Here is a 21,608-nt window from a genome sequence, read left to right as displayed (position 1 = left end):
ATGGATTACGCCAACAGTTTTGGGGGCAAGGTGGCATGGATCACCGGGGCATCATCAGGCATCGGCGCGGCACTGGCACAGGAATTGGCGGCACGCGGCGCCCATGTGGTGCTGTCGGGACGCGACGAGGCGCGGCTTGCCGAAGTTGCCGCGACCTGCGGGGAGAGCCTGCTGCTCCCCTTCGATGTACGTGATGACGCTGCGCTGGCCGACGCGACGGCGAGAGCCATCGCGTGGAAAGGCGGTGTGGACATCGCCTTTGCCAATGCCGGTATCTCACAGCGCAGCCGCGCGCTCAAGACGTCCATGCAGGTCTATCGCGATATCATCGATGTCGATCTCACCGCGCAGATTGCATTCAGTCAGGGGCTGATCGGGCACATGGCCGAGCGCGGGTCAGGTGCGCTTGGGTTCATTTCCTCGATCGCGGGCAAGGTCGGTGTGCCGATGCGCACGGCCTACTGCGCGGCCAAGTTTGGCCTCGCCGGCTATGCAGATGCGCTGCGGGCCGAACTGACGCAGAACGGCGTCAGCGTCCACACGATCTACCCCGGATCGGTCGCCACCAATGTTTCGAAAAACGCACTGACCGCGCAAGGCACTGCACGCGGGCGCTCCGACAAGGCGATCGACGAAGGCATTCCCGCCAATGTCGCCGCACGGGCCATGCTGGATGGTATCGCCGCGGGGACGCGCGAGATCATTGTGGCGGAAGGCGGCGAATTGGCCATGGGCGAAGCGCGCCGCACGCCCGAGGCGCTGCTGGATCAGATGGCGGGCATGGTGGCCAAGGGCTACATGGAAAAGCTGGAGCAGCAGTGATGGACCTCGATCTCAAACGGGTGCAACTGCCCAATGGCATCAGCCTGAATATCGTCGATGAAGGTCCGGTCGATGCGCCGGTGTTGATTTTCCTGCACGGCTTTCCCGAAAGCCACCGCACCTGGCGGCACCAGATCGCGCATTTCTCCGATCGCTTTCGCTGCATCGCACCCGATCAGCGCGGCTATCGCGGATCGTCCAAGCCACAGGCGGTTGAAGCCTACACGCCTGACAAGCTGATCGGTGACGTGTTCCTGCTGGCCGATGTTCTCGGGATCGGCAGCTTCACCATTGTCGGGCACGACTGGGGCGGCGCGTTAGCTTGGGGCGTGGCGCTGGGCGGACAACACGCACGGGTTACACGCGCGATCATCGCCAATGCGCCGCACCCGTCGATCTTTCAGAAACTGCTCTACACTCACCCCGGTCAGCGCGAGGCGAGCCAGTATATCCGAGGCTTCCGCGATCCGGCCAATGATGCGCTGGTCAAGGAGCATGGCCTGACGGGTCTGCTGCTGAAGGAGGTCAAATGGGACCGCCCTAACGCGATGGAGCCGGAAGAGCGTGATGCGCTGCTGCGCGACTGGCAGAACCGCGATGCCGCCTTCGGGATGCTCAACTATTACCGCGCCAGCCCGATCGACGTGCCGCTGATGGACGCGCCGTTCGAAGTGCCTGCAGGTTACTCCCCTCCGCAGTTGCCCAAGCTGACAATCCCGACGCTGGTGATCTGGGGCTTGGACGATCTGGCCTTGCCGCCTGAAAATCTCGATGGGCTGGACAACATCATCGAACCGCTGACCATCGTGCACGTGCCCGATTGCGGGCATTTCGTGCCGTGGGAAGCGCCCGAAGCCGTTAATGCGGCGATGGAGGCGTTTCTGGCGAGCTGATCCCGCCAATCCCATTGCCCTTTTGGCCTGCGATCCTTAAGTGCGCGGCCAATCATGAGCAGAAGCGGTATACAAGACAATCCCGGACAGCTGACCTTCGCTGTCCCCAAGGGGCGCATCCTCGACGAGGCGTTGCCCGTGATGGCGCGCGCCGGCGTGGAACCTGACGCCGAGTTCCACGATCCCAAAAGCCGTGCGCTTGCCTTTGCGTGCCTGCGGCCTGACATGCGTCTGATCCGGGTGCGCGCCTTTGATGTCGCAACCTTCGTGGCCCACGGCGCGGCGAAAGTCGGGATCGTCGGTTCGGACGTGATCGAGGAGTTTGATTACGCCGATCTTTACGCGCCTGTCGATCTTGGCATCGGGCTGTGCCGCCTGTCGGTTGCCCGGCTCGCCGGCGACGCAGAAGAGCCCGGCAGCGTCAGCCACCTCAGGGTTGCAACCAAGTATCCCAGCCTCACCCGCCGCCATTTCGAAGCGGCGGGCGTGCAGGCCGAATGTGTCAAACTGAACGGCGCCATGGAGCTTGCTCCCTCGCTCGGCCTTGCACGACAGATCGTCGATCTTGTTTCGACCGGCCGAACCCTCAAGGAAAACGGCCTGGTGGAAACCGAGGTGATCCTTGAAATCTCGGCCCGGCTGATCGTCAACCGCACCGCGCTCAAGACCGATGCCCGCGTGGTCGCCTTGGTCGATGCTTTCCGGCGCGAGGCCGACATGCGCAGCAAAAGGGCCGCCTGATGATCAATATCCTCTCCACGCTGCAACCCGATTTCGCGGCCAAGTTTGACCGGATTGTTGACGCCCGGCGGGAATCGGACAGCGATGTTGCTGGCCAGGTTGCTGACATTCTCCGAACGGTAAAGCTGCGCGGCGACGGGGCATTGGCCGAATATAGCAAACGGTTCGATGGCTACACATTGGCGCAGGACGCCGATTGGTTCATCCCGCGTGAACAATGGGAACAGGCCTATAATGACCTCGCCCCCGACTTGCGCGACGCGCTCGAACTCGGTGCGGCACGCATCCGCGCCTATCACGAAGCGCAGCTCCCGCAGGATCGCGATTACGTGGACTCAGCCGGCGTGCGGCTGGGTGCGATCTGGCGCCCGGTCGATGCGGCGGGCCTGTATGTGCCCGGCGGCCGCGCCGCCTATCCGTCCTCGCTGCTGATGAACGCGATCCCTGCAAGGGTTGCGGGGGTCGAGCGGCTGGTGGTGGTGACGCCGACGCCCAAGGGTGTTTCAAACCCGATGGTGCTGGCCGCCGCGCACATTGCAGGCGTGGATGAAATCTGGCGCGTAGGCGGCGCGCAGGCGGTGGGCGCTCTGGCCTATGGCACGCAGCGCATTCGCCCCGTCGATGTCATCACCGGCCCCGGCAATGCCTGGGTGGCAGAAGCCAAGCGCCAGCTTTACGGCGTGGTGGGCATCGACATGGTGGCCGGCCCTTCGGAAATCCTCGTAATTGCGGATGGCAATAATGATCCGGACTGGATCGCCGCCGATCTGCTCAGCCAGGCTGAACACGACCCGACCTCGCAATCCATCCTGATCACCGATGATGCGGGCTTTGCACGGCAGGTGGAAGATTGCATCGACTTGCAGATCGGGCAGCTTTCCACTGGCAAGACCGCGCGCACCAGCTGGGACGCGCACGGGGTGATGATTGTGGTGAATGATCTGCTGGCCGAGGCCCCTGCCCTCGCCAACCGCTTGGCCGCCGAACATGTCGAGATCGCAGTCGATGATCCCGAACCCTTTCTGAAGGCGATCCGCCATGCCGGGAGCATCTTCCTTGGCCGCATGACGCCCGAAGCCGTGGGCGATTACGTCGCCGGGCCGAACCACGTGCTGCCCACCGGGCGGCGCGCCCGCTTTTCGAGCGGGCTTTCGGTGCTCGATTTCATGAAGCGCACCAGTTTTCTGGGGCTGGATGCGGCGTCCTTTGCCGCCATCGGCCCCGCCGCTGCAACCCTGGCCCATGCCGAAGGGTTGCCTGCCCACGCCAAGTCCGTGGAACTGAGGATCAGATGAACCAACCCGCCCGCTCAAAAGCCCGGTCTGCTGCGCGTCTCGCCGCCGTGCAGGCGCTGTATCAGCAGCACATGGAAAACACCGCGCTGGCGCGGTTGCTCGATGAGTTTCACCAGCACAGGCTGGGTCGCACCATCGATGACGATGATTTCGATGATGCCGAGTATGCCGATGCCGAGGTACCGTTCTTCGACGACATCGTGCGCGGCGTCGATGCGCGGCGTGACGAGATCGATGATCTAGTTGGCGATAAGCTCGCTTCCGGATGGACCATCGCGCGGCTCGACAAGACCATGCTGCAAGTGCTGCGCGCGGGCACTTACGAATTGATCGCCCGCGCCGATGTGCCGCCCGCCGTCACGATCAACGAATATGTCGAGGTCGCCAAGGCGTTCTTCGATGATGGTCAGGCCAAGTTCGTGAACGGCATTCTGGATGCCGTGGCCAAGGGTGCGCGCGCAGGCTAGACCATAGCCTGCACCATGACCGAAACCGATTTCATCACCGCCTTGCGCGCCCTGCCGCTGCACCCTGGCGCGCGCGGGCTGGCGGATGATTGCGCGGTGCTGACCATCGGCGCCGAAACCCTCGTCATCACGCATGACATGATGGCCGAGGGCACGCATTTTCGTGCCGATGCCGATATGGCGGATGTGGCGTGGAAGCTGGTCGCCACCAATCTGTCCGATCTTGCAGCCAAGGGCGCCGAACCTGTCGGTGTGCTGCTGGGCCATGTGCTCGGACGTGATGATGCGCGCTTTCTGGAAGGGCTGCGCGAGGCGCTGACCGCTTTTGGCGCACCGCTGCTTGGCGGAGACACGATTGCCGCACAAGGCACGCGCAGCTTTGGCCTCACCGCCATCGGACGGGCAGTTCATGTGCCGGTGCCGTCACGTTCGGGCGCGCAGGCGGGGGATGCGATCTACCTCACCAGCCCGGTCGGCCGCGCGATGCTTGGCTTTGAGGGCGAGACTGAACATCTCACCGCCTTTAATCGCCCCATGCCGCGCCTTGCCGAAGGACAGGCGCTCGCCCGCCATGTCAGTGCGATGATGGATGTCTCGGACGGGTTGCTGCTCGATAGCTGGCGCATGGCCGAGGCGAGCGGCGTGACCTTCGCCATCGACCCCGCAGCCGTGCCAGTCGCCGACCATGGACGGCCGGACGCCTGTATGCGCTGGGGCGATGATTACGAACTGCTATTCACCGCATCGCCTGGCGTCCGCTTGCCGGTCGAGGCGCACCGGATCGGCACCGTCCTGCACCGCGCTGCCGCCCCGCTGTTGCTGGGCGACGCGCCGCAGGCAAGCGCCGCCACGCTCGGCTATCAGCACGGCTGATGATTTCCGGTTTCTTGGCCGCTAGGCGGTGCCGGGAACTTTCGTAGACGGGCGTCTTTATTGATGGCTCAGGGGCGATGGCGCAATCACTGGCGAAGGCTTGCGCTGGCCACCTTTATCTTTGCCGCTGCTCCTGTCCCTGCATCGGACAGCGCCCTGCCACGCTGAGGCTTTCTTAAGCGCCTTATGTCATGACCATGCCCCGGCGCCTGGATCAGCGCTGCATGGCAAGGTCAATGGTAATGGAAATGGGACGTGCGGACAGCTTTCGCATCGGCGGCACGCCCCTTGCTCCGGCCCCGTGTGCGCTGGGCGAATTGCATCTGCTTGATTTTGAGCAGGTTTCCGCGCCAGCCTTCATCACAGCTTGGGAACGTCTCGTCACCCGCGCGACCGAGCCCAATCCGTTTTTTGAACCGTGGTTCCTGATCCCTGCGCTCCGCCAATGGGGTGCAGACAAACGAGTCATCATCAAGGCGTGGTATCACGACGGGCAACTGGCAGGCCTGCTTCCGGTGGTTCGTCGTACCCGATATTACCGCCACGTCGTCACGCACGCCAGCGGCTGGCTCCATGCCAATGCCTTTTGCGGCGTGCCCCTGATTGCCGCCGGGCATGAAGAGGCGTTCTGGCGCGACATCCTCGCCCATTTTGACCGCCAGGCGCGGCGCGCGCTGTTCTGGCACCTGCCAATGCTGCCAGAAGGCGGCCCGGTTAACGCCGCGCTCGACCGAGTGCTCGCCGACCGGCCCCGTGCCAATTACGCCGTGGCTGAACAAAACCGCGCGCTGCTGACCGGCGACGCATCTGCCGAAGCCTATTTCGAAGCATCCATGAGCGCTAAGAAGCGCAAGGAACTGCGCCGCCAGCACAACCGCTTGGCCGAAGAAGGCGTGCTTGTTTTCGAACGGCACCACAACGCCGCCGATCTGGCGGATTGGGCCGCCGAATTTCTGGCGCTGGAAGCCGCCGGATGGAAAGGCGCGGGCGGCTCCGCCCTCGCCAGCGCACCCGATACGCATGCCCTGTTCGAACAATCGCTGGCAGGCGCTGCCGCCGCCGGTCGGCTGGAACGTCTTGCGCTGCGCCTTGATGGCCGCGCCGTCGCCATGCTGGTGAACTTCATCACACCGCCCGGTGCCTATAGTTTCAAGACCGCCTATGACGAAGCCTATGCCCGCTTTTCGCCCGGTATGCTGCTGCAATTGGAAAACCTCAGCCTGCTGGAACGGGTGGACATTCAATGGGCTGATAGCTGCGCGGTGGAAGGCCATCCGATGATCGAACGTCTTTGGCGCGACAAGCGCCGCATGATCAGCCGCAATATCGCCATTGGCGGCCCCATCAGGCGCGGTCTGTTCCGCCTGCTGATGGCTTACGAGACCCGCCCAAGGAGCCCCCGATGAACGCCCCTGCCCGCTTTGCCGACGCGCACGCCGCTGGCGTTTTCGCAGAACCGGCGCGCCGCCGCTTTGCCGCGAATTATCCCGAAACGCCGCATATCCTGACCCACACCTTGACCAGTCACCCGCTGCTGGAGATCGAGGCGCTGGCGCAGTTAGCCGAGCGTCTGCCCATCACATCGGTTGAATATAATCGCGGCGATCTGCCTATCGGTATCGATGGCAAGCCCGGCTCCAACGGTCTGACCATTGCTGAAACCATCCGCAAGGTAGCCGAGTCGGAAAGCTGGGCGGTGCTCAAGAATATCGAGCAAGTGCCCGCCTATGAAGATCTGCTGCTGAGCCTGCTGGATGAAATCCGCCCTGAAATCGAAGCCGCGACGGGCGCGATGCTGACCCCGCAGGGGTTCATCTTTGTCTCCAGCCCCAATTCCGTCACGCCCTTTCACTTCGATCCGGAGCACAACATCCTGCTGCAAATCCGCGGCACCAAGGTGATGACTCAGTTTCCCGCAGGCGACACCCGCTTCGTTCCCGACGAAAGCCATGAAACCTATCATTCGGGCGGCCCGCGCGAATTGAAGTGGGATGATGCTTTCATTGCTCACGGAACCGAATGTCCGCTCAGTCCGGGCGAGGCGCTGTTTGTGCCGGTGATGGCACCGCATTTCGTGAAGAACGGCCCCGCGCCATCGGTGTCCCTCTCGATCACCTGGCGCAGCGAGTGGAGCTACCGCGAAAGCGATGCACGCATCTTCAACGCAATCCTGCGTGAGCGTGGCTTGGCCCCCGCCGCACCGGGCCGCTGGCCGCATCAAAACTTTGCCAAGGCCTATGCCTTCCGGATCATGCGCAAGCTGGGATTGACGGGGACGTAACCCCGCAGCATGGCCTTGCTGTATGAGCGAGACACCCACGAAAAAGGAATTGGTCGCCGGCCTTGTCGGGCTGCTGACCGTGGAGAAACGCGCGGCTGACGTTTTTGCCGGGCCACCGCAGGTCGACGGGATCGGCCGTGTCTTCGGCGGTCAGGTCCTCGCCCAGGCGTTGCAGGCTGCGCAAGCCAGCGTGGCAGATGGCAAGCGCGCCCATTCGCTCCATGCCTATTTCCTGCGCGGTGGGCGCGAAGGCGCACCGATCGAATACCGCATCGAACGCGACTTTGACGGGCGCAGCTTCGCCAATCGCCGGGTGGTCGCCGCGCAAGAGAATGATGACGGCATCGCCATGCCGATCCTCAACCTCACCGCCAGTTTCCAACTGCCCGAGGATGGTCTGGAACATATCGATTCGCCAATGCCCGATGTGCCGCGACCCGATGATCTGCGGTCCGACATGGAGCAGCGCCGCGAGATTGCCGAACAATGGGGCGACCGGCTCAGCGATGCCCAGCGCCGTTTGATGCTGCGCCCCCGCCCGATCGAGATGCGCACCACCGATCGCCTGCACTGGATGAGCAGCGAACCACGCGAACCGCGTGCGCATTCGTGGTTCCGGGTTGCCGCCCCCATCACCGGCGCGGACGATACGCCTGAACTCCACCGCGCCATTATCACCTACGCCAGTGACTACACCTTGCTTGGCACCAGCGCGCTACCGCATGGCCTCAGCTGGATGCGCAACGAACTGGTCGGCGCGAGCCTTGATCATGCATTGTGGTTTCACCGCGATGCGCGGGCGGACGAATGGTTGCTCTACGCCACTGATGCGCCGTGGTCAGGCGGTGGGCGCGGGTTCAATCGCGGGCGCATCTTCAACCTCGCCGGCGAACTGGTCGCCAGCGTCGCGCAGGAAGGCATGATGCGCAAAAGGGTCGCGAAGACCTAAGGCACCACGATGCGCAGCGCCGCAAGCGCGACCGCGCGCCCGCAGCGACGCGACCTTCAGGTCGCGTGAGCGAGGACACCGCAGCCCGGAGGGGCTGCGAAAATCATCAATGCCCCAGCAAGATCGGCATCTGTGGCACGCTCAGCATCCGCCGTGTCACTCCGCCCAGCAGCAATTCCGCGAGGCGCGAATGGCCATAGGCGCCCATCACCATCAACCCGCATTCGCGCATCTGCGCGGCCGAAAACAGCGTGTCGGCAATGCTCGCCTGCCCGCGTGGGATTTCCACGATCTCGCAGTCGATCCCGTGGCGGCTGAGATACTTTGCACCATCGGTTGACGGCAGATCCGCTTGCGCCTTATCGCTGTCCTCGGTAATGCTCGCCAAGGTGACCTTGCAGGAACATGCCAGCAGCGGCACCGCAGCACGCAACGCGTGGGCGGCTTCTGCCGAGCCGTTCCAAGCGACCAGCATTGGCGCGCTGACGTCAAGGCTGGTCGCACTTTCCGGCACCACCAGCACCGGCAGTGATGCCTTCAACACCACATCGCCCACCAAAGCCGACGGCCCGTGCCCATCGGCCCGCGCTTCGGCCGGGCCGAGGATCACGACATCGGCCATCGGCGAAGCTTCAAGCAAGCGGTGCGCCGCGACGCCATAGACAAACCGCCAGTCCCACACCGCGCCTTCATGCTCCAGCTCTGTCTCGATCTGGCGGCGCAGCTTTTCCGCGTTCTCCTTGATGATCGGCATCGCCGCCGCGATCGCTGAACCGTAAATATCACCCGGCGCGAACACGTCGTAGCTGACCGCCTGAAGGCAGGTGATGTGGCCATTGGTGGCACGGGCAATATCGAGCGCGACCTGCAAGCGAGCGCGCATGGCGGTGTCGTGATCAATGTGCAGCAAGATGGATTTCATGGCGTGTCTCCCAATCATGATACTTGTCATCGGCGCAAAGCGCCTCGTTTGCTTTGATCGGGATCAAGTTTGCGCGCCGCAGCTTGCCACCCTGCCCGCTATCGCGCATCTTGGCGGCAGGGAGAGACCGTCATGCAGATCACGCGCCACCCACCGGTAAAGACATCGCTGGAGCCGTCGAACCATCCTTATCTGACAGGGCCTTGGACGCCGCTGCATGAGGAGATGGATGTTGCCGAGCTGCCGGTGATTGCAGGCGAAATCCCTGCCGACATCGACGGCATCTACCTGCGCAACACCGAAAATCAGGTGCACCAGCCGCTGGGCCGCCATCACCCATTTGATGGGGACGCGATGATCCATCAAGTCAACATCAGCGGCGGCAAGGCAAGTTATCGCAACCGCTTTGTGCGCACCCATTGTTTCGAGGCGGAACAGATCGCGGGCCGCAGCCTGTGGGGCGGGCTGATGGATCCTTGGGGCACCAGTGTGCGTCCCGGCTTTGGCGCACATGGCGGGCTGAAGGATACCGGCTCCACCGACATTATTGTTCACGCCGGCACCGCCTATGCGACGTTGTACCAATGCGGGGAGGCGTGGATGCTCGATCCGGTCACGCTGGCCAGCCGGGGCAAGGCGCCGTGGGTGCCGCTGGACGGCATCTCGGCCCACCCCAAGGTCGATGAGGCGACCGGGGAGCTGATGTTCTTCAATTATTCCAAGCACGCGCCGTTCATGCATTATGGTGTGGTCGACCGGACGGGGAGCCTCGTGCACTACACGCCGATCCCCCTGCCCGGCCCGCGCCTGCCGCATGACATGGCGATCACGCCAAACTGGTCGATCCTCAACGACATGCCGCTGTTCTGGGACGAGGAACTGCTGGGGCGCGACATCCACGCCGCGCGCATTCACGAAGGCCTGCCGACGCGCTTTGCCTTGATCCCGCGCCACGGGAGCGCGCAGGACATTCGCTGGTTCGAGGCATCGCCAACCTACGTGCTGCACTGGACCAATGCGTATGAAGTCTCTGGGTCAGAAGGCGACGAGGTTATCCTCGAAGGCTATCACCAGGCCAAGCCCATGCCCGATCCGTTGGAAGCCATGGGCCGTTACAGCCATATGATGGCCTATGTTGACGAACACTCCTTCCAATCCCGCTTGTACCGCTGGCGCTTCAACCTCAAGACCGGCGAAACCCGCGAGGAACGCTTGACCGACCGGATCGTCGAATTCGGGATGATCAACCCGGCCTACGCCATGAAAAAGAGCCGCTACGTCTGGTCCACCACCACGCGGCCGGGCTGGTTCCTGTTCAACGGCTATGTCAGGCATGACACCGAAACGGGCGCGGAACAGGTCTTCCAACTGCCCGAAGGCGTCTACGCCAGCGAAAGCCCGATGATCCCGCGCAAGGGCGCCACGTCCGAAGATCACGGGTATCTGGTGACCTTCCTGATCGATGAGAACGCCGGCACCTCGCAATGTGCAATCCTTGACGCAAGCGACATCAGCAAGGGTCCGATCTGCCGTCTCGCCCTGCCGCACAAGCTGTGTTCGGGTACCCATTCGGTCTGGGTCGAACACGATCAATTGCGCGCGGATGCAGCCTTCCACGCGCGCCGGTTTGCGCAAGGCTGACGTCTCCGGTCGAGCTGGCTTGATCGCTCGTCACCAGCACGCTTGCGCCAAAAGTGTCTGAAGCCTAGCGCCCGGCCGTTGGCATCTTGCCTCTGGGGACCGTTTACATGACCTTGCGCCTTGCCCTTGCTGCATCGACCGCACTGCTGCTGACCGCCGCACCTGCCTTTGCGCAGACTGCTACCCAGCCGGTGACCGCCGCCGTCGAGACATCGGAACACGACAGGCTGTTCGCTCTGTTCGCTGATGCGGACGCGCGCGAACTGGCGCTCAATCCGCTGTCGCGGCTGTTCCGGGGCGAGGAAGAAAATGCCGACCGCCTGGGCGATCTGCTAACCGACTCCGCCTTCCTTGCCAGCCGCACCGACATCAAGCTCAATCTGGCGCTGCTCGCCGCGATCGACCGCGCCAAGCTCTCTGAAACCGACCAGCTGGCCTATGACGTGTTCAAATACACGCAGGACAACACGCTTGAAGGCTACACCGATGAAATGCGCGCCCTGACCGAAGTGCGCCCGCTCAATCACTTCTTCGGGCTGCACACGTTTTACCCGCAATTCGCCAGCGGCACCGGGGTCGCCCCGTTCAAGACGCTTGCGAATTACGAGGACAACTTGTCGCGCCACGATGACTACATCGCCTTCATTGACCGTGCGATCGGCAAGTTTCGGGAAGGCATGGCCAGCGGGGTTCTGGAAACCAAACTCACGGTCGGCATCATGGTCACCCAGCTCGACACGCAGCTGAAAACCCCGCTGGCAGATTCGCAGTTCATGGCGCCGACCAAGGCCTTCCCTGACACCATGTCCGATGCCGACGAGGCGCGGCTTGCCGCCGAATACGCCGCCAAAACCGCTGACATTTACGAAGCCAACACGCGTCTGCGTGATTTTCTGCGTGACGAATACCTGCCGGTCGCTCGCGACAGCATCGGCCTTTCCCAGATGAAAGGCGGGGCCGAACTTTATGCTCGCCTGGTCGAGGATTCGACCACGCTGCCGCTCGATCCCGAAACGATCCACCAACTTGGCCTATCGGAAGTGGCGCGGATCAAGGCGGATCTGGAAAAGCTGAAGACTGAAGTGCGGTTCAAGGGCACGCTCAACCAGTTCTTCGATTATGTCCGCACCGACCCCAAATTCCAGCCCAAGACTCGCGAAAGCTTGACCCAATCCTATTACGACATCGGCAAGCAGGTCGACGCCAAGATCGGCGACTACTTTTCGCTGATCCCCAAGTCGCCGCTGGAAATCCGCCCCTATGACACCTCGACCGAGGAGTTTGAGGCGGGCGGTTCGTATCAGTCAGGCTCGGCTGACGGGGAGCGTCCGGGGGTGTTCTATTTCAATGCGTATGACCTGCCCAGCCGCCTGACGCCGGGCAATGTCACGCTGTACCTCCACGAAGGCGCGCCGGGACACCATTTCCAGATTAGCCTTGCGCAGGAAAACGAGGCTCTGCCTGCCTTCATGCGGTACGGCGGCACCACGGCCTATGTCGAAGGCTGGGCGCTGTATGCCGAGACGCTGGGCTACGAGATGGGCTTCTACAAGGACCCTTGGAACCGCTACGGTACCTTGCAGGACGAACAGCTTCGCGCGATGCGTCTGGTGGTCGATACCGGCATCCACGCCAAGGGTTGGAGCCGCGATCAGGCAATCGACTTCATGATGGACAATTCAGGCATGACCCGCACCGAAGTCGTGGCCGAGGTGGACCGCTACATCGCCATCCCGTCGCAGGCGCTGGCCTACAAGATTGGCGCGCTGAAAATCCAGGAACTGCGCCAGCGAGCCGAAACGGCGCTGGGCCTCAGGTTCGACATCAAGGCTTTTCATGCGGAGGTGCTCGATACCGGCGGACTGCCGCTGACGGTGCTGGAAGCCAAGATTGATCGCTGGATTGCGAATCAGACCTCGGACTGACGACCGCCGCAGGCCACGATTTTGCCTCAATTCGTCGCATCTTGCGCCCCGGTCGCCCAATCATCGGGTAACCGGGGCTTCGTCGTTCATCTGCGAGCAAGGCGCCGATCAACAACCACGCGGCGCGACGCATAGAAATCACGGGCCACCTCACGGGATCGCGGCCCAAAACCGGAGCAAAACCACTGTGACCAACACCATCCGCACGGCGCGCAAATTCGCGCTGATCGCTCTTCTGGGCGCTGTTTCTGCCACAAGCCTTTCGGCGCAGACGCAGGTTCCTGCCAATGACCAAGGCGAGGTCCTGACCACCGTCTACAGCTCGCTCCCGCCGCTCGCAGAAATGACAGAAGGCGCCAAGATCACCGGGATCATCTCGGCACGCAGAGGCTCACGCTTGCAAGTGACCGCCGATGATGGCACCACCACCATGATCACGCTCCACCCCGAAACCGAAATCCGCACCCGCGGCGGCTTCCTGGGGATCGGCAACAAGGCGTTCGATCAAAGCGCGCTTATCAACGGCCTGCCGGTGATCGTGAAGACCGCGCAATATGGCGAAGGCCTTGTCGCCAGCGAAGTGCGTTTCACGAACGATGATCGCCAGATCGCGGCGATGATCCGCGGTGGCACGCAGCAGCAGTTTGGCGAACAAGGCGCGGCCATCCAGCAGAATGCCGCCGCCACCGAAGCGCTTCGTGGTCGCCTTGGCGATATCGACAAGTACAATCTGAAAAGCACCACCAATGTCTATTTCGACACCGGCAGGTCGATGCTGACGCCCGCCGCCAAGGCCGAACTGTGCGCAGCGGCGCAGAACGCCAATGCGAACGAAAATTCGCTGATGCTGGTGCTCGGCTACACCGATTCGACCGGCTCGCAGGAGGTCAACCAGACCTTGTCCGAAAAGCGCGCCGCCGCGGTGGTCAATCACTTGCAGCAGGTGTGCAAGTGGAAGCCCTACCGGATGCTCACCCCGACCGGCATGGCCACCGCCGATCCGGCAGCCGACAACACCACCGCCGCGGGCCGCGCACAGAACCGCCGCGTTTCGGTGAATGTGCTGGTGAGCAAGGCCCTCGACGGGCAGTAACCGGCCTGCCAGCCAGAGGCGCTACCCGCCCGCGTGATAGAAATCATAGACCTTGCGCGCCACCAACGCGCTGACACCGGGCGCGCGTTGCAGATCTTCCAGCGCGGCGGCGCGCACCTTGCTGGCGGTGCCGAAATGTAGCAGCAGCGCGCGTTTGCGAGCCGGGCCGACGCCGGGGATTTCATCCAGCGGGCTGGCCGTAATCGCTTTGGACCGCTTGGCGCGGTGCGCGCCGATGACATAGCGGTGCACCTCGTCGCGCAGGTTCTGCAAGTGGAACAGCAGTGGCGAATTGACGGGGAGCATCTTTTCGCGCCCATCGGGGAAATGAAACACCTCGCGCCCGTCGCGCCCGTGATGCGGCCCCTTGGCGACACCGACCACGGCGACCTCGTCTGCGATGCCGATGTCCTCCAGCACGCGCATCACGCTGGAAAGCTGGCCCTTGCCACCGTCGATCAGCAGCAGATCGGGCAGCACCGTTTCGTGCCCGCCCGCTTTCGCCTCCGGATTTTCCTCACCCGGCGCAAAGTTGCGGAACCGGCGCGCCATCACTTCACGCATCATCGCAAAGTCATCATTGGTTTGCGCTTCGCGGATATTGAATTTGCGATATTGGCCCTTCTCGAACCCGTCCGGCCCGGAAACGACCATCGCGCCTACCGCCTTGGTGCCCTGAATGTGGCTATTGTCATACACTTCGATCCGCTGCGGCGGGGTGTCGAGCTCAAGAAACTCCGCCAGCTCGCGATTGAGCCGCGCCTTGGTGCCGGTTTCGGCCAGCCGCCGCTCCAGCGCCTCTATCGCGTTGCGCTGCGCCTGCGCCATCAGCTTGCGCCGGTCGCCGCGTTCGGGGATGGTCACACGCACCTTGCGGCCGGCAAGCTCGCTCAAGGCCGCTTCGATCAGCTCGCGCTCCGGCAGTTCACGGTCCACCAGAATGGTGGGGGGCGGCGGCACTTCTTCGTAGAATTGCAGCATCACATCGGCGAGCACTTGCGCTTCGTCGACATCATTGGTGTGACGCGGAAACAGCGCACGGTGGCCCCAGTTCTGCCCGCCACGGATAAAGAAGGACTGCACGCTCATCTGCCCGCTCTTGGCCGCCAGCGCGAAAATATCAGCGTCACCCAGCCCCTGCGCATTGATTGCCTGCGACCCTTGAATGAAGGTCGCCGCGCGCAACCGGTCGCGCAGCATCGCCGCGGTTTCGAATTGCAGGTTCTGCGCCGCATCCGCCATCTGCCGCTCCAGATCGGCTTGCACCGCGCCCGATTTGCCCGACAGGAAGTCCTTGGCCTGCCGCACCAGCGCTTCATAGCCGCCCGCGTCGATCCGCCCCACACACGGCGCCGAACATCGCTTGATCTGATACAGCAGGCACGGCCGGTCGCGGTTGTTGAAGAAGCTGTCGGTGCAGGACCGCAGCAGAAACAGTTTCTGCAGCGCGTTCAGCGTGCTGTTCACGCTACCCGCGCTGGCAAATGGCCCATAGTAATTGCCTTTGGCCCGGCGCGCACCGCGATGTTTCTGGATGCGCGGGAAGGCGTGATCGGCGCGCAGTAGGATGAAGGGGAAGCTTTTGTCATCGCGCAGCAGCACGTTGAACGGCGGACGGAACCGCTTGATCAACTGCGCTTCGAGCAACAGCGCCTCGGCCTCGGAGTTGGTGGTGATGATCTCCATGCTGCGGGTCTGGCTGACCATGCGCTGCAACCGGCCCGAAAGCCCGGCAATCTGGGTGTAATTGGCGACGCGGGCCTTCAGGCTGCGTGCCTTGCCCACATACAGCACCTCGCCGCGGGTATCGAGCATCCGATACACACCCGGCACGGGTTTAAGCACCTTCACCGTATTACGGATCGCCGCGACCCCGCCTTCCAGATCGGGCTGGGCGCTGGACACGGTGTAGGCGGCACGCTCTTCGTTGAATCGCTCTGATCCCCCAGGGCCTTGGGGCGGATAACCGGGAGTGCCTGCGGGGGTCTTGGCCATGGCTGCCAGATAGGGATTGCGCCGCCATCTGTCCAAGCCGGAAAGCTCGCTCATCGACAGGCATGATGGGTCAGCATAACGAAAAAGGGGCGCGGGTGTTTAACCCGTGCCCCTTTTGTTGAGAGCTACGAAGTGATCAGGCCGCTGTAATGGACTGTTCGATGTCTTCGATAGAGTGACTCGTCAAAGCCTTGCCGACTTCACCGACAAGACGCTTTTCAAGCTCGCCATGATAATGCTTGCGAATTTCGCCAAGCGAACGCTTGTCCGCCACCACGATCAGGTTGTCGATCTTGTTGGTGAGCACCTGATGGTTCAGCCATTCCGCCACCGCTGCGACATGCGCAGACTCGTCGAGATCGCTTTCGTTGCCTTCTGCGTTGTTGCCTTGGCTGCGATTGGTCGGGTCAAGTTCGGGCGTACCAATCAGGTCAAGCTGCGGGTGCGTTGCATCACCCTTGTTGCGCAACCAGATGAAGCGTTCGCCATCAACAACGGCCACATGCGTGCCTTCGGGAATATCCATGCATTGTCTTCCTAGATTTGGGGATTGCTTAGCCGCGGTGACGGTCGGCTTTGCCGAAAACCGAATCGAGGCGCTCGACCAGAGTGCCGAGTGCGGCGTTGACTGCATCAAACGGTTCGGCAGCCCGGCCGGAAACCGCAATCGGCGCTCCGTTTTTGGGGCGCGCTTCCAGAGTAGCTTCTACGCCATCGCTGCGATTGCTATCGCCATCGACGTCGCGGACGTGCACTTCAACCCTCGTCAGACGTTCACCAAACCGGGTATTTAACCGTTCCGTGATCCGTTCGCGGACCTGTTCGGCCATTTCGGCCGTACCTTCGATAGCGTTGTCGGAATTAAAGCGGATATCCATAATCAGCGCGCCTTCCTGCTGCGTTCCAGAACAGGGCGCTGACCTTCAGCATCGAAAGCACCCGACACGGGCTCGTTCTGATTGCGTTCGGCAATCGGACCGTCGCCTGCGGTGTCTTCCTGGCGGTTCAAATGATCCTGCGCTGGCGCGTTGTCGGTTTTGAGTTGCATGGCCTTGTCGGCGATGTCTTTCTGAGTCTTATCGGTCATGTTGCCACGTCCTCCTTCTTTATCATTATCGTCCCGGGCGCTCAGGCTGAGCGCTCGGGCTTAGGTTATTCAACAGCAAACGATAGGCTTATGTTCCATCTGCGCTGCCCAAGGCGGCAGGCTGAGCCTTTCGCGGCGACGGGGCACCAACACCGGACATGATTGGCAACGGCGCACGCAGGCCCTATCGCGGCGTGGTGATTATGCATGATGTCATCATTCTCGGCGCGGGCGCGGCGGGGCTTTTTGCTGCCGGACAGGCCGGACAGCGCGGGTGCAGGGTTGCTTTGCTGGAAAAGGCCGATGCGCCGGGGAAGAAAATCCTGATTTCGGGCGGGGGGCGCTGCAACTTCACCAATCTGGGTGCGGGGCCTGACAATTACCTTTCGGCCAACCCCCATTTCGCCAAGAGCGCGCTGGCGCGCTACACGCCAGCCGATTTCATCGCGCTGGTCGAAGCCTATGGGATCGCGTGGCACGAAAAGACGCTGGGGCAATTGTTCTGTGACGGATCGGCCAAGCAAATCGTGGCGATGCTGTTGGATGAATGCCCGCCTGACACAGTGGCACTGACCTGCGAGGTTGATGTGGCGCAAGTGGCGCGGGATTCCGTTGGCATGTTCACCGTCACCGCCGCAGATGGCCGCGTATGGCGCGCACCTGCGCTGGTGATTGCCACTGGTGGCCCCTCGATCCCCAAAATGGGGGCGAGCGACTTTGCCTATGGCCTTGCGCGGCAGTTCGGACTGAAGGTTGTGGAACCTCGCCCCGCCCTCGTCCCGCTGACACTGGGGGGCGAGGATGCGCTGTTTCGTGAATTGTCGGGCGTCGCTGCCCCGGTGCGAGCGCGGGCCGGTGCGGGCAAAGCGAAGGCCGAGTTCGCCGAGGCTGCGCTGTTTACGCACAAGGGGCTATCGGGTCCGGCCATCCTGCAAGCCTCGTCCTATTGGCGCCGTGGCGAGGAGGTCGGCATCACGTTCCTGCCCGATGCTTCGACCGATTGGCTGCTGGAGGCCAAGCGTGACCGCCCCCGCACACACCTGCGCACGCTCCTTCGCGAACGTCTACCAGCGCGCCTTGCCGATGCCTTGGCCGATCGGCTGGCCCTGGAGCGCGAGCTTGGCAATGTTTCGGATAAGGATCTGCGCACGGCACAGTCGCGCCTTTCCGATTGGCGCTTCGCCCCCAATGGCACCGAAGGGCTTGCCAAGGCCGAAGTCACCGCAGGCGGCATCGCCACGGCGGAACTTTCCAGTCGGACGATGGAAGCCACCAAGGTTCCAGGACTCTATGCCATCGGTGAAGCCGTGGATGTTACCGGATGGCTTGGCGGCTACAACTTCCAATGGGCCTGGGCGAGCGGCTTTGTTTGCGTCGAAGCGCTCGCCCAGGCGCGGGATTAGAACAGCTTTCTAAGGTCGATCCCAAGATAGAGGCCCAAGGGATCGATCACGAAGGGCTGATAATTGACCGGCGTTATGCCCGCCGAATCCTGCACGTTGCGCTGTGCGTCGAACAGATTGTCGGCCACAAGCGAAACGCGGAAGTCCTTGAGGACGCCTTCGTTCTTGCCCGTCACTTCGCCCATGTTAGCAAAGATGCGCAGGTTGAAAGTGGCGATATCATCAAAGAACAGATCGCTGGTGCCAACGGCGCCGTCGAGCCGGGTTTTGCCCGTGTAGATGCCCGAGAGACGGAAGCCGACACCCTTGCCGAACAAGCCTGCCTCCAGTCTGCTGGAATGGCGCGGCTGGCCAAAGGCACCGGTGGCCTGCCCGTCAAGCTGATCGAGCGGCGCGAGGCCTGGCGCAATCAGGATCTCGTTGGCAAGTTCGATCGTGTGCGTCAGGTTGAAGAAATACCGCCAGCCGGGGAAACTGCGCTGGGCCAAGGGATTAAACGCAGGTCCACCCGCAGGCGCGCCGCCGCCAGCCGCCGGGGGACCGCCTGCGCCGCCCGCGGCGGGCGTGGCTGCACAAAAGCGCTGCTGGAATTGCGCCAGTGCTTCGGGTGGGATTGTCCCGTCGGGCAAGCGCGACCGGTCCAGCGCCATCTTGATGAAGGCAGGATCAATTCCCGGAAGATCGGCCGAGACATCTTCGCCGCGGTCAATCCTGGCGACGAGGTCGGCAATCACGGCCACGCCGTCCGGCCCGCACGCGCGCTCTCGAAATGCCGCAAATTGCGGCGGGAGGGTTGCCGGAGTACCGTTACCGCCCGCAGCCGCAGACATTGTCGCCGGATCAATGGCGCAGATGCGTGTGCGGAACTGCGCCAAACGTGCCGGATCGATTGTCCCGTCATCACCCCGCAAGCGCGCGAGCATTGGGGCAAGGCGCGCCGGATCAATGCCGGGAAACTCGGCCGAAATGTCCGCGCCGCTATCGATCGCGGCAACCAGCTTTTCAAGAAACGCCTGTCCGTCGTCGGCGCACAAGCGTGTGCGGAAGGCCATGAACTGCTCGCGCTGTTCGGGTGTGGTTGCACCGCCTGCGCCAAAGCCCATGCCGCCCGCTGGCCGTCCGCCCAGCGCTGCTGGCCCAGCGGGGACGGCATCAGGGGTTGTGCCGGTGGTCGGGGGCGCGGGAACAGGTGCGGCCGATGGCGTGGCTGCCGGAGCGCCGCCGCCAAATCGCCCGCCACGACCGCCGCCCTCGCCCCCGGCCGGGGCACCGATGCTGCCGTTGGTGGAAAAGGTGAACTGGATCCGGTCTGCTCGCGTCTCGGCAAAGCTGACCGAACGCCGGTCAATCGCGATCAGTCGGCCATCGGCGTCGCGCGTCACACGGCCCGGAAAGGCTGCCTCGATATCGGACGTGATCTGCGGGAATCCGCTCACCACATTGTCCGATCGGTTGCGGATGTAATCCACCCCCAACCGCGAATTTTCCCAGAACGGCAATTCCCAATTGGCCGAGAACTTCCAGTCGCGCTGGGTTTCGGCCGGAAGATCAGGATTGCCGCCGGTCAGCACATCGGCCAACACCGTCTCGCCGCGCACGAAATCGAACACCGGCACGTTGAAATTGGTGATCTGTGGATTGCCCAGCGTTGCCAACCCGGGCGCGACTTCGCGCAAGATATAGGTCGCCGAAAGGTCGAGCCCGTCGAAGGGCTGCCACGTGATGCCTGCGTTCCAATCACCCAGGAGACCGAAATCGCTGAGATCCTCGATCCCTGCCTGAAGGTTGAGCGTGAATGTGCCGAGCGCGTCAGCAAATTCCTCTCGCCGACTGGTCAGCGGTATGACAAGATTGGCGCCTGTCGAAAGCTGGCGGCGGGTTAAAGCCACGTCGGTCAATGAGCGCGTGTCCGCACTTTCGATTCGCTGCCAGTTCAGGCCGACATCGAAGGTCGCGAGCACTTCGCCCGCAGGAAGCGAAGCGACCGGTCCTTCCAGCGTGGTCAGCGAAGCGCCATTGAGCGAGCGGCTGCGTGCCACGTCGAAACCGTTGGCCGTATCGCTGGGCAACGGCCCATCGACAGCCAGCGTTCCGGCAAGCGCCGCGTTTTCGAAAACCTCAAGCTGATCCGGTCTCAGACGCCGGTCGATCTCTGTCTCACTTTCGGCAAACGATCCGTCGAACGTCGTGGTGAGGCGGAAAGCGTTCACCGGCTTTGTCAGCGAACCTGCGGTCGAAATCGTGTCCGTCGAAGAGCGCCGGGCTAGCGGCGTATCGCCGCCGAAGGTGCGGAAGGTTCCGGCGCCCGTGTCATCGGCGCTCAGCACGATGCTGTTCAACCCATCAAGGCTGCGGTTTTCGCTGCGGTCATAATTGAGGTTGGCGCTAAGCGACGTGCCGCTGTCGATGATGGCCTTGGCCCACGATAGGTTCGCTTCCAGCCCGAAGGTATCGGCCAACAGGCTGCGGAACTGCGCGGGATTGGGATCACCCGGCACCTCTGAAACCGATCCTTCGGTTTGACGGATATTACGCTCATCCTCGGTCAGAATAGAGGTATCCTGCACCTCAATACTGGCGTTGATGCGTCCGCCATCGGCAATCTTGAGAATGCCAAGCTGTTGTTCCGTGCGGGCGTAGCCCCCGCGTGAAGGCGCCTGAAACTCCAGATCGACCTGACGATTGGAGTAGTTGTCTTTGAGGATCAGGTTGATGACCCGCCGATCAGGCGCAAAGCCGAACCGCTGGGCGACTTCTTCGGGGAAGACTTCAACGCGCGCGAGTGCTTCGGGCGGATAATTGGCGAATTCGCGGAATGATCCGATTCGGATGCCATTGACGAGGATCACCGGCTGGCCGCCGCCGCCGCGACCACGTGCCGATCCGGTACGCGCGCTGATCTGGGCAATGAGATCGGTGATCGACGTGACCCCTTCGGCGGCAATCGCAGTTTCATCGAGCTCAAGCAAAGGTGCCTGATCCACGAACAATTGCCCGCGCAGCCGGCCCGACCGGACGATGATCTCGTCTCCTGCGATGTCGCTAGCGCTATCTGCCTCTTCCTGTGCAGGCGCATCTGCCGGATCGGGCTGCGGCTGCGTAGAGGCGCTCGCCGTTGCCGACAGGGGCCCGGCAAGAACAAAGGCGATAGCGCACGTGCCAGCGCGCAAACCGGCGCGGGAGAGCGGGGAGAGGTTCATGGAGTCCCTTTGTTTACAAGT

General features: G+C 62.8%; 19 protein-coding genes. 13 read left to right on the top strand and 6 right to left on the bottom strand.

The genetic code is table 11. From position 1 onward, the window contains the following. The 9 genes from ACRANW_RS07350 (at position 1) to ACRANW_RS07310 (ending at position 8,321) form a co-directional block, all read left to right on the top strand. Complete coding sequence (locus tag ACRANW_RS07350) at positions 1 to 822, top strand: SDR family NAD(P)-dependent oxidoreductase (protein ID WP_479431176.1); 822 nt, start codon at positions 1 to 3, stop codon at positions 820 to 822. Next, positions 822 to 1,715, top strand: coding sequence for an alpha/beta fold hydrolase (locus tag ACRANW_RS07345; RefSeq protein WP_479431175.1), 894 nt, complete (start codon positions 822 to 824; stop codon positions 1,713 to 1,715). The genes ACRANW_RS07350 and ACRANW_RS07345 overlap by 1 nt, the downstream gene beginning before the upstream one ends. A gap of 54 nt (positions 1,716 to 1,769) precedes the next feature. Beyond that, positions 1,770 to 2,456 carry an ATP phosphoribosyltransferase gene (gene hisG / locus ACRANW_RS07340; protein ID WP_479431174.1) on the top strand — a complete coding sequence of 229 codons (687 nt, stop codon included), beginning with the start codon at positions 1,770 to 1,772 and terminating at the stop codon, positions 2,454 to 2,456. Further along, entirely contained in the window at positions 2,456 to 3,751 is a 1,296-nt protein-coding gene (gene hisD / locus ACRANW_RS07335) for a histidinol dehydrogenase (RefSeq protein ID WP_479431173.1), read from the top strand. Before hisG ends, hisD begins: the two co-directional genes overlap by 1 nt. Next, positions 3,748 to 4,218, top strand: coding sequence for a transcription antitermination factor NusB (gene nusB, locus ACRANW_RS07330; RefSeq protein WP_479431172.1), 471 nt, complete (start codon positions 3,748 to 3,750; stop codon positions 4,216 to 4,218). The genes hisD and nusB overlap by 4 nt, the downstream gene beginning before the upstream one ends. A gap of 15 nt (positions 4,219 to 4,233) precedes the next feature. Continuing rightward, the gene (thiL, locus tag ACRANW_RS07325; protein ID WP_479431171.1) at positions 4,234 to 5,091 is read left to right on the top strand and encodes a thiamine-phosphate kinase; all 858 of its coding nucleotides are present in this window, start codon (positions 4,234 to 4,236) and stop codon (positions 5,089 to 5,091) included. Positions 5,092 to 5,282: 191 nt separating this feature from the next. Beyond that, positions 5,283 to 6,497 carry a GNAT family N-acetyltransferase gene (locus tag ACRANW_RS07320; RefSeq protein WP_479431170.1) on the top strand — a complete coding sequence of 405 codons (1,215 nt, stop codon included), beginning with the start codon at positions 5,283 to 5,285 and terminating at the stop codon, positions 6,495 to 6,497. Further along, a complete protein-coding gene (locus ACRANW_RS07315; protein WP_479431169.1) occupies positions 6,494 to 7,372 on the top strand; it encodes a cupin-like domain-containing protein in 879 nt (292 codons plus the stop codon). Before ACRANW_RS07320 ends, ACRANW_RS07315 begins: the two co-directional genes overlap by 4 nt. A gap of 22 nt (positions 7,373 to 7,394) precedes the next feature. Beyond that, positions 7,395 to 8,321 (top strand): acyl-CoA thioesterase, encoded by a 927-nt coding sequence (locus ACRANW_RS07310; RefSeq protein ID WP_479431168.1) that lies wholly within the window; start codon positions 7,395 to 7,397, stop codon positions 8,319 to 8,321. 106 nt (positions 8,322 to 8,427) lie between these two features. Here ACRANW_RS07310 and ACRANW_RS07305 read toward each other — a convergent pair whose 3' ends face one another. Beyond that, positions 8,428 to 9,243: a universal stress protein gene (locus ACRANW_RS07305; protein ID WP_479431167.1), complete on the bottom strand. Its 816-nt coding sequence runs from the start codon at positions 9,241 to 9,243 to the stop codon at positions 8,428 to 8,430. Positions 9,244 to 9,375: 132 nt separating this feature from the next. Here ACRANW_RS07305 and ACRANW_RS07300 point away from each other — a divergent pair, with 132 nt between their 5' ends. From ACRANW_RS07300 to ACRANW_RS07290, 3 genes are all read left to right on the top strand, one after another. Then, positions 9,376 to 10,884: a carotenoid oxygenase family protein gene (locus ACRANW_RS07300; RefSeq protein WP_479431166.1), complete on the top strand. Its 1,509-nt coding sequence runs from the start codon at positions 9,376 to 9,378 to the stop codon at positions 10,882 to 10,884. A gap of 107 nt (positions 10,885 to 10,991) precedes the next feature. Continuing rightward, complete coding sequence (locus ACRANW_RS07295) at positions 10,992 to 12,809, top strand: DUF885 domain-containing protein (protein ID WP_479431165.1); 1,818 nt, start codon at positions 10,992 to 10,994, stop codon at positions 12,807 to 12,809. A gap of 187 nt (positions 12,810 to 12,996) precedes the next feature. Then, a complete protein-coding gene (locus ACRANW_RS07290; RefSeq protein ID WP_479431164.1) occupies positions 12,997 to 13,902 on the top strand; it encodes an OmpA family protein in 906 nt (301 codons plus the stop codon). Between the two features lie 21 nt (positions 13,903 to 13,923). Here the strand turns inward: ACRANW_RS07290 and uvrC are convergent, their stop codons facing one another. The 4 genes from uvrC to ACRANW_RS07270 all read right to left on the bottom strand — a co-directional run bounded on the left by uvrC (position 13,924) and on the right by ACRANW_RS07270 (position 16,984). After that, positions 13,924 to 15,897 carry an excinuclease ABC subunit UvrC gene (uvrC, locus tag ACRANW_RS07285; protein ID WP_479433856.1) on the bottom strand — a complete coding sequence of 658 codons (1,974 nt, stop codon included), beginning with the start codon at positions 15,895 to 15,897 and terminating at the stop codon, positions 13,924 to 13,926. A gap of 136 nt (positions 15,898 to 16,033) precedes the next feature. Further along, the gene (locus ACRANW_RS07280; RefSeq protein ID WP_479433855.1) at positions 16,034 to 16,423 is read right to left on the bottom strand and encodes a baeRF12 domain-containing protein; all 390 of its coding nucleotides are present in this window, start codon (positions 16,421 to 16,423) and stop codon (positions 16,034 to 16,036) included. Positions 16,424 to 16,451: 28 nt separating this feature from the next. Then, positions 16,452 to 16,775: an HPF/RaiA family ribosome-associated protein gene (locus tag ACRANW_RS07275; protein WP_479433854.1), complete on the bottom strand. Its 324-nt coding sequence runs from the start codon at positions 16,773 to 16,775 to the stop codon at positions 16,452 to 16,454. A 2-nt stretch (positions 16,776 to 16,777) separates the two neighbouring features. Beyond that, positions 16,778 to 16,984, bottom strand: coding sequence for a hypothetical protein (locus tag ACRANW_RS07270; protein WP_479433853.1), 207 nt, complete (start codon positions 16,982 to 16,984; stop codon positions 16,778 to 16,780). 158 nt (positions 16,985 to 17,142) lie between these two features. On the opposite strand from ACRANW_RS07270, the gene ACRANW_RS07265 reads away from it, so the two are divergent. After that, positions 17,143 to 18,387, top strand: a complete 1,245-nt coding sequence (locus tag ACRANW_RS07265; protein ID WP_479433852.1) for a BaiN/RdsA family NAD(P)/FAD-dependent oxidoreductase — start codon at positions 17,143 to 17,145, stop codon at positions 18,385 to 18,387. Here the strand turns inward: ACRANW_RS07265 and ACRANW_RS07260 are convergent. Then, a complete protein-coding gene (locus tag ACRANW_RS07260) occupies positions 18,384 to 21,587 on the bottom strand; it encodes a TonB-dependent receptor (protein WP_479433851.1) in 3,204 nt (1,067 codons plus the stop codon). The genes ACRANW_RS07265 and ACRANW_RS07260 overlap by 4 nt on opposite strands. Positions 21,588 to 21,608 lie beyond the last annotated feature (21 nt).

The sequence above is a fragment of the Erythrobacter sp. 'gip.4 top 5' genome, from assembly GCF_056495765.1.
Note: the sequence above shows the minus strand (reverse complement) of the source record. Positions and strands in the feature narration are given on the sequence as shown.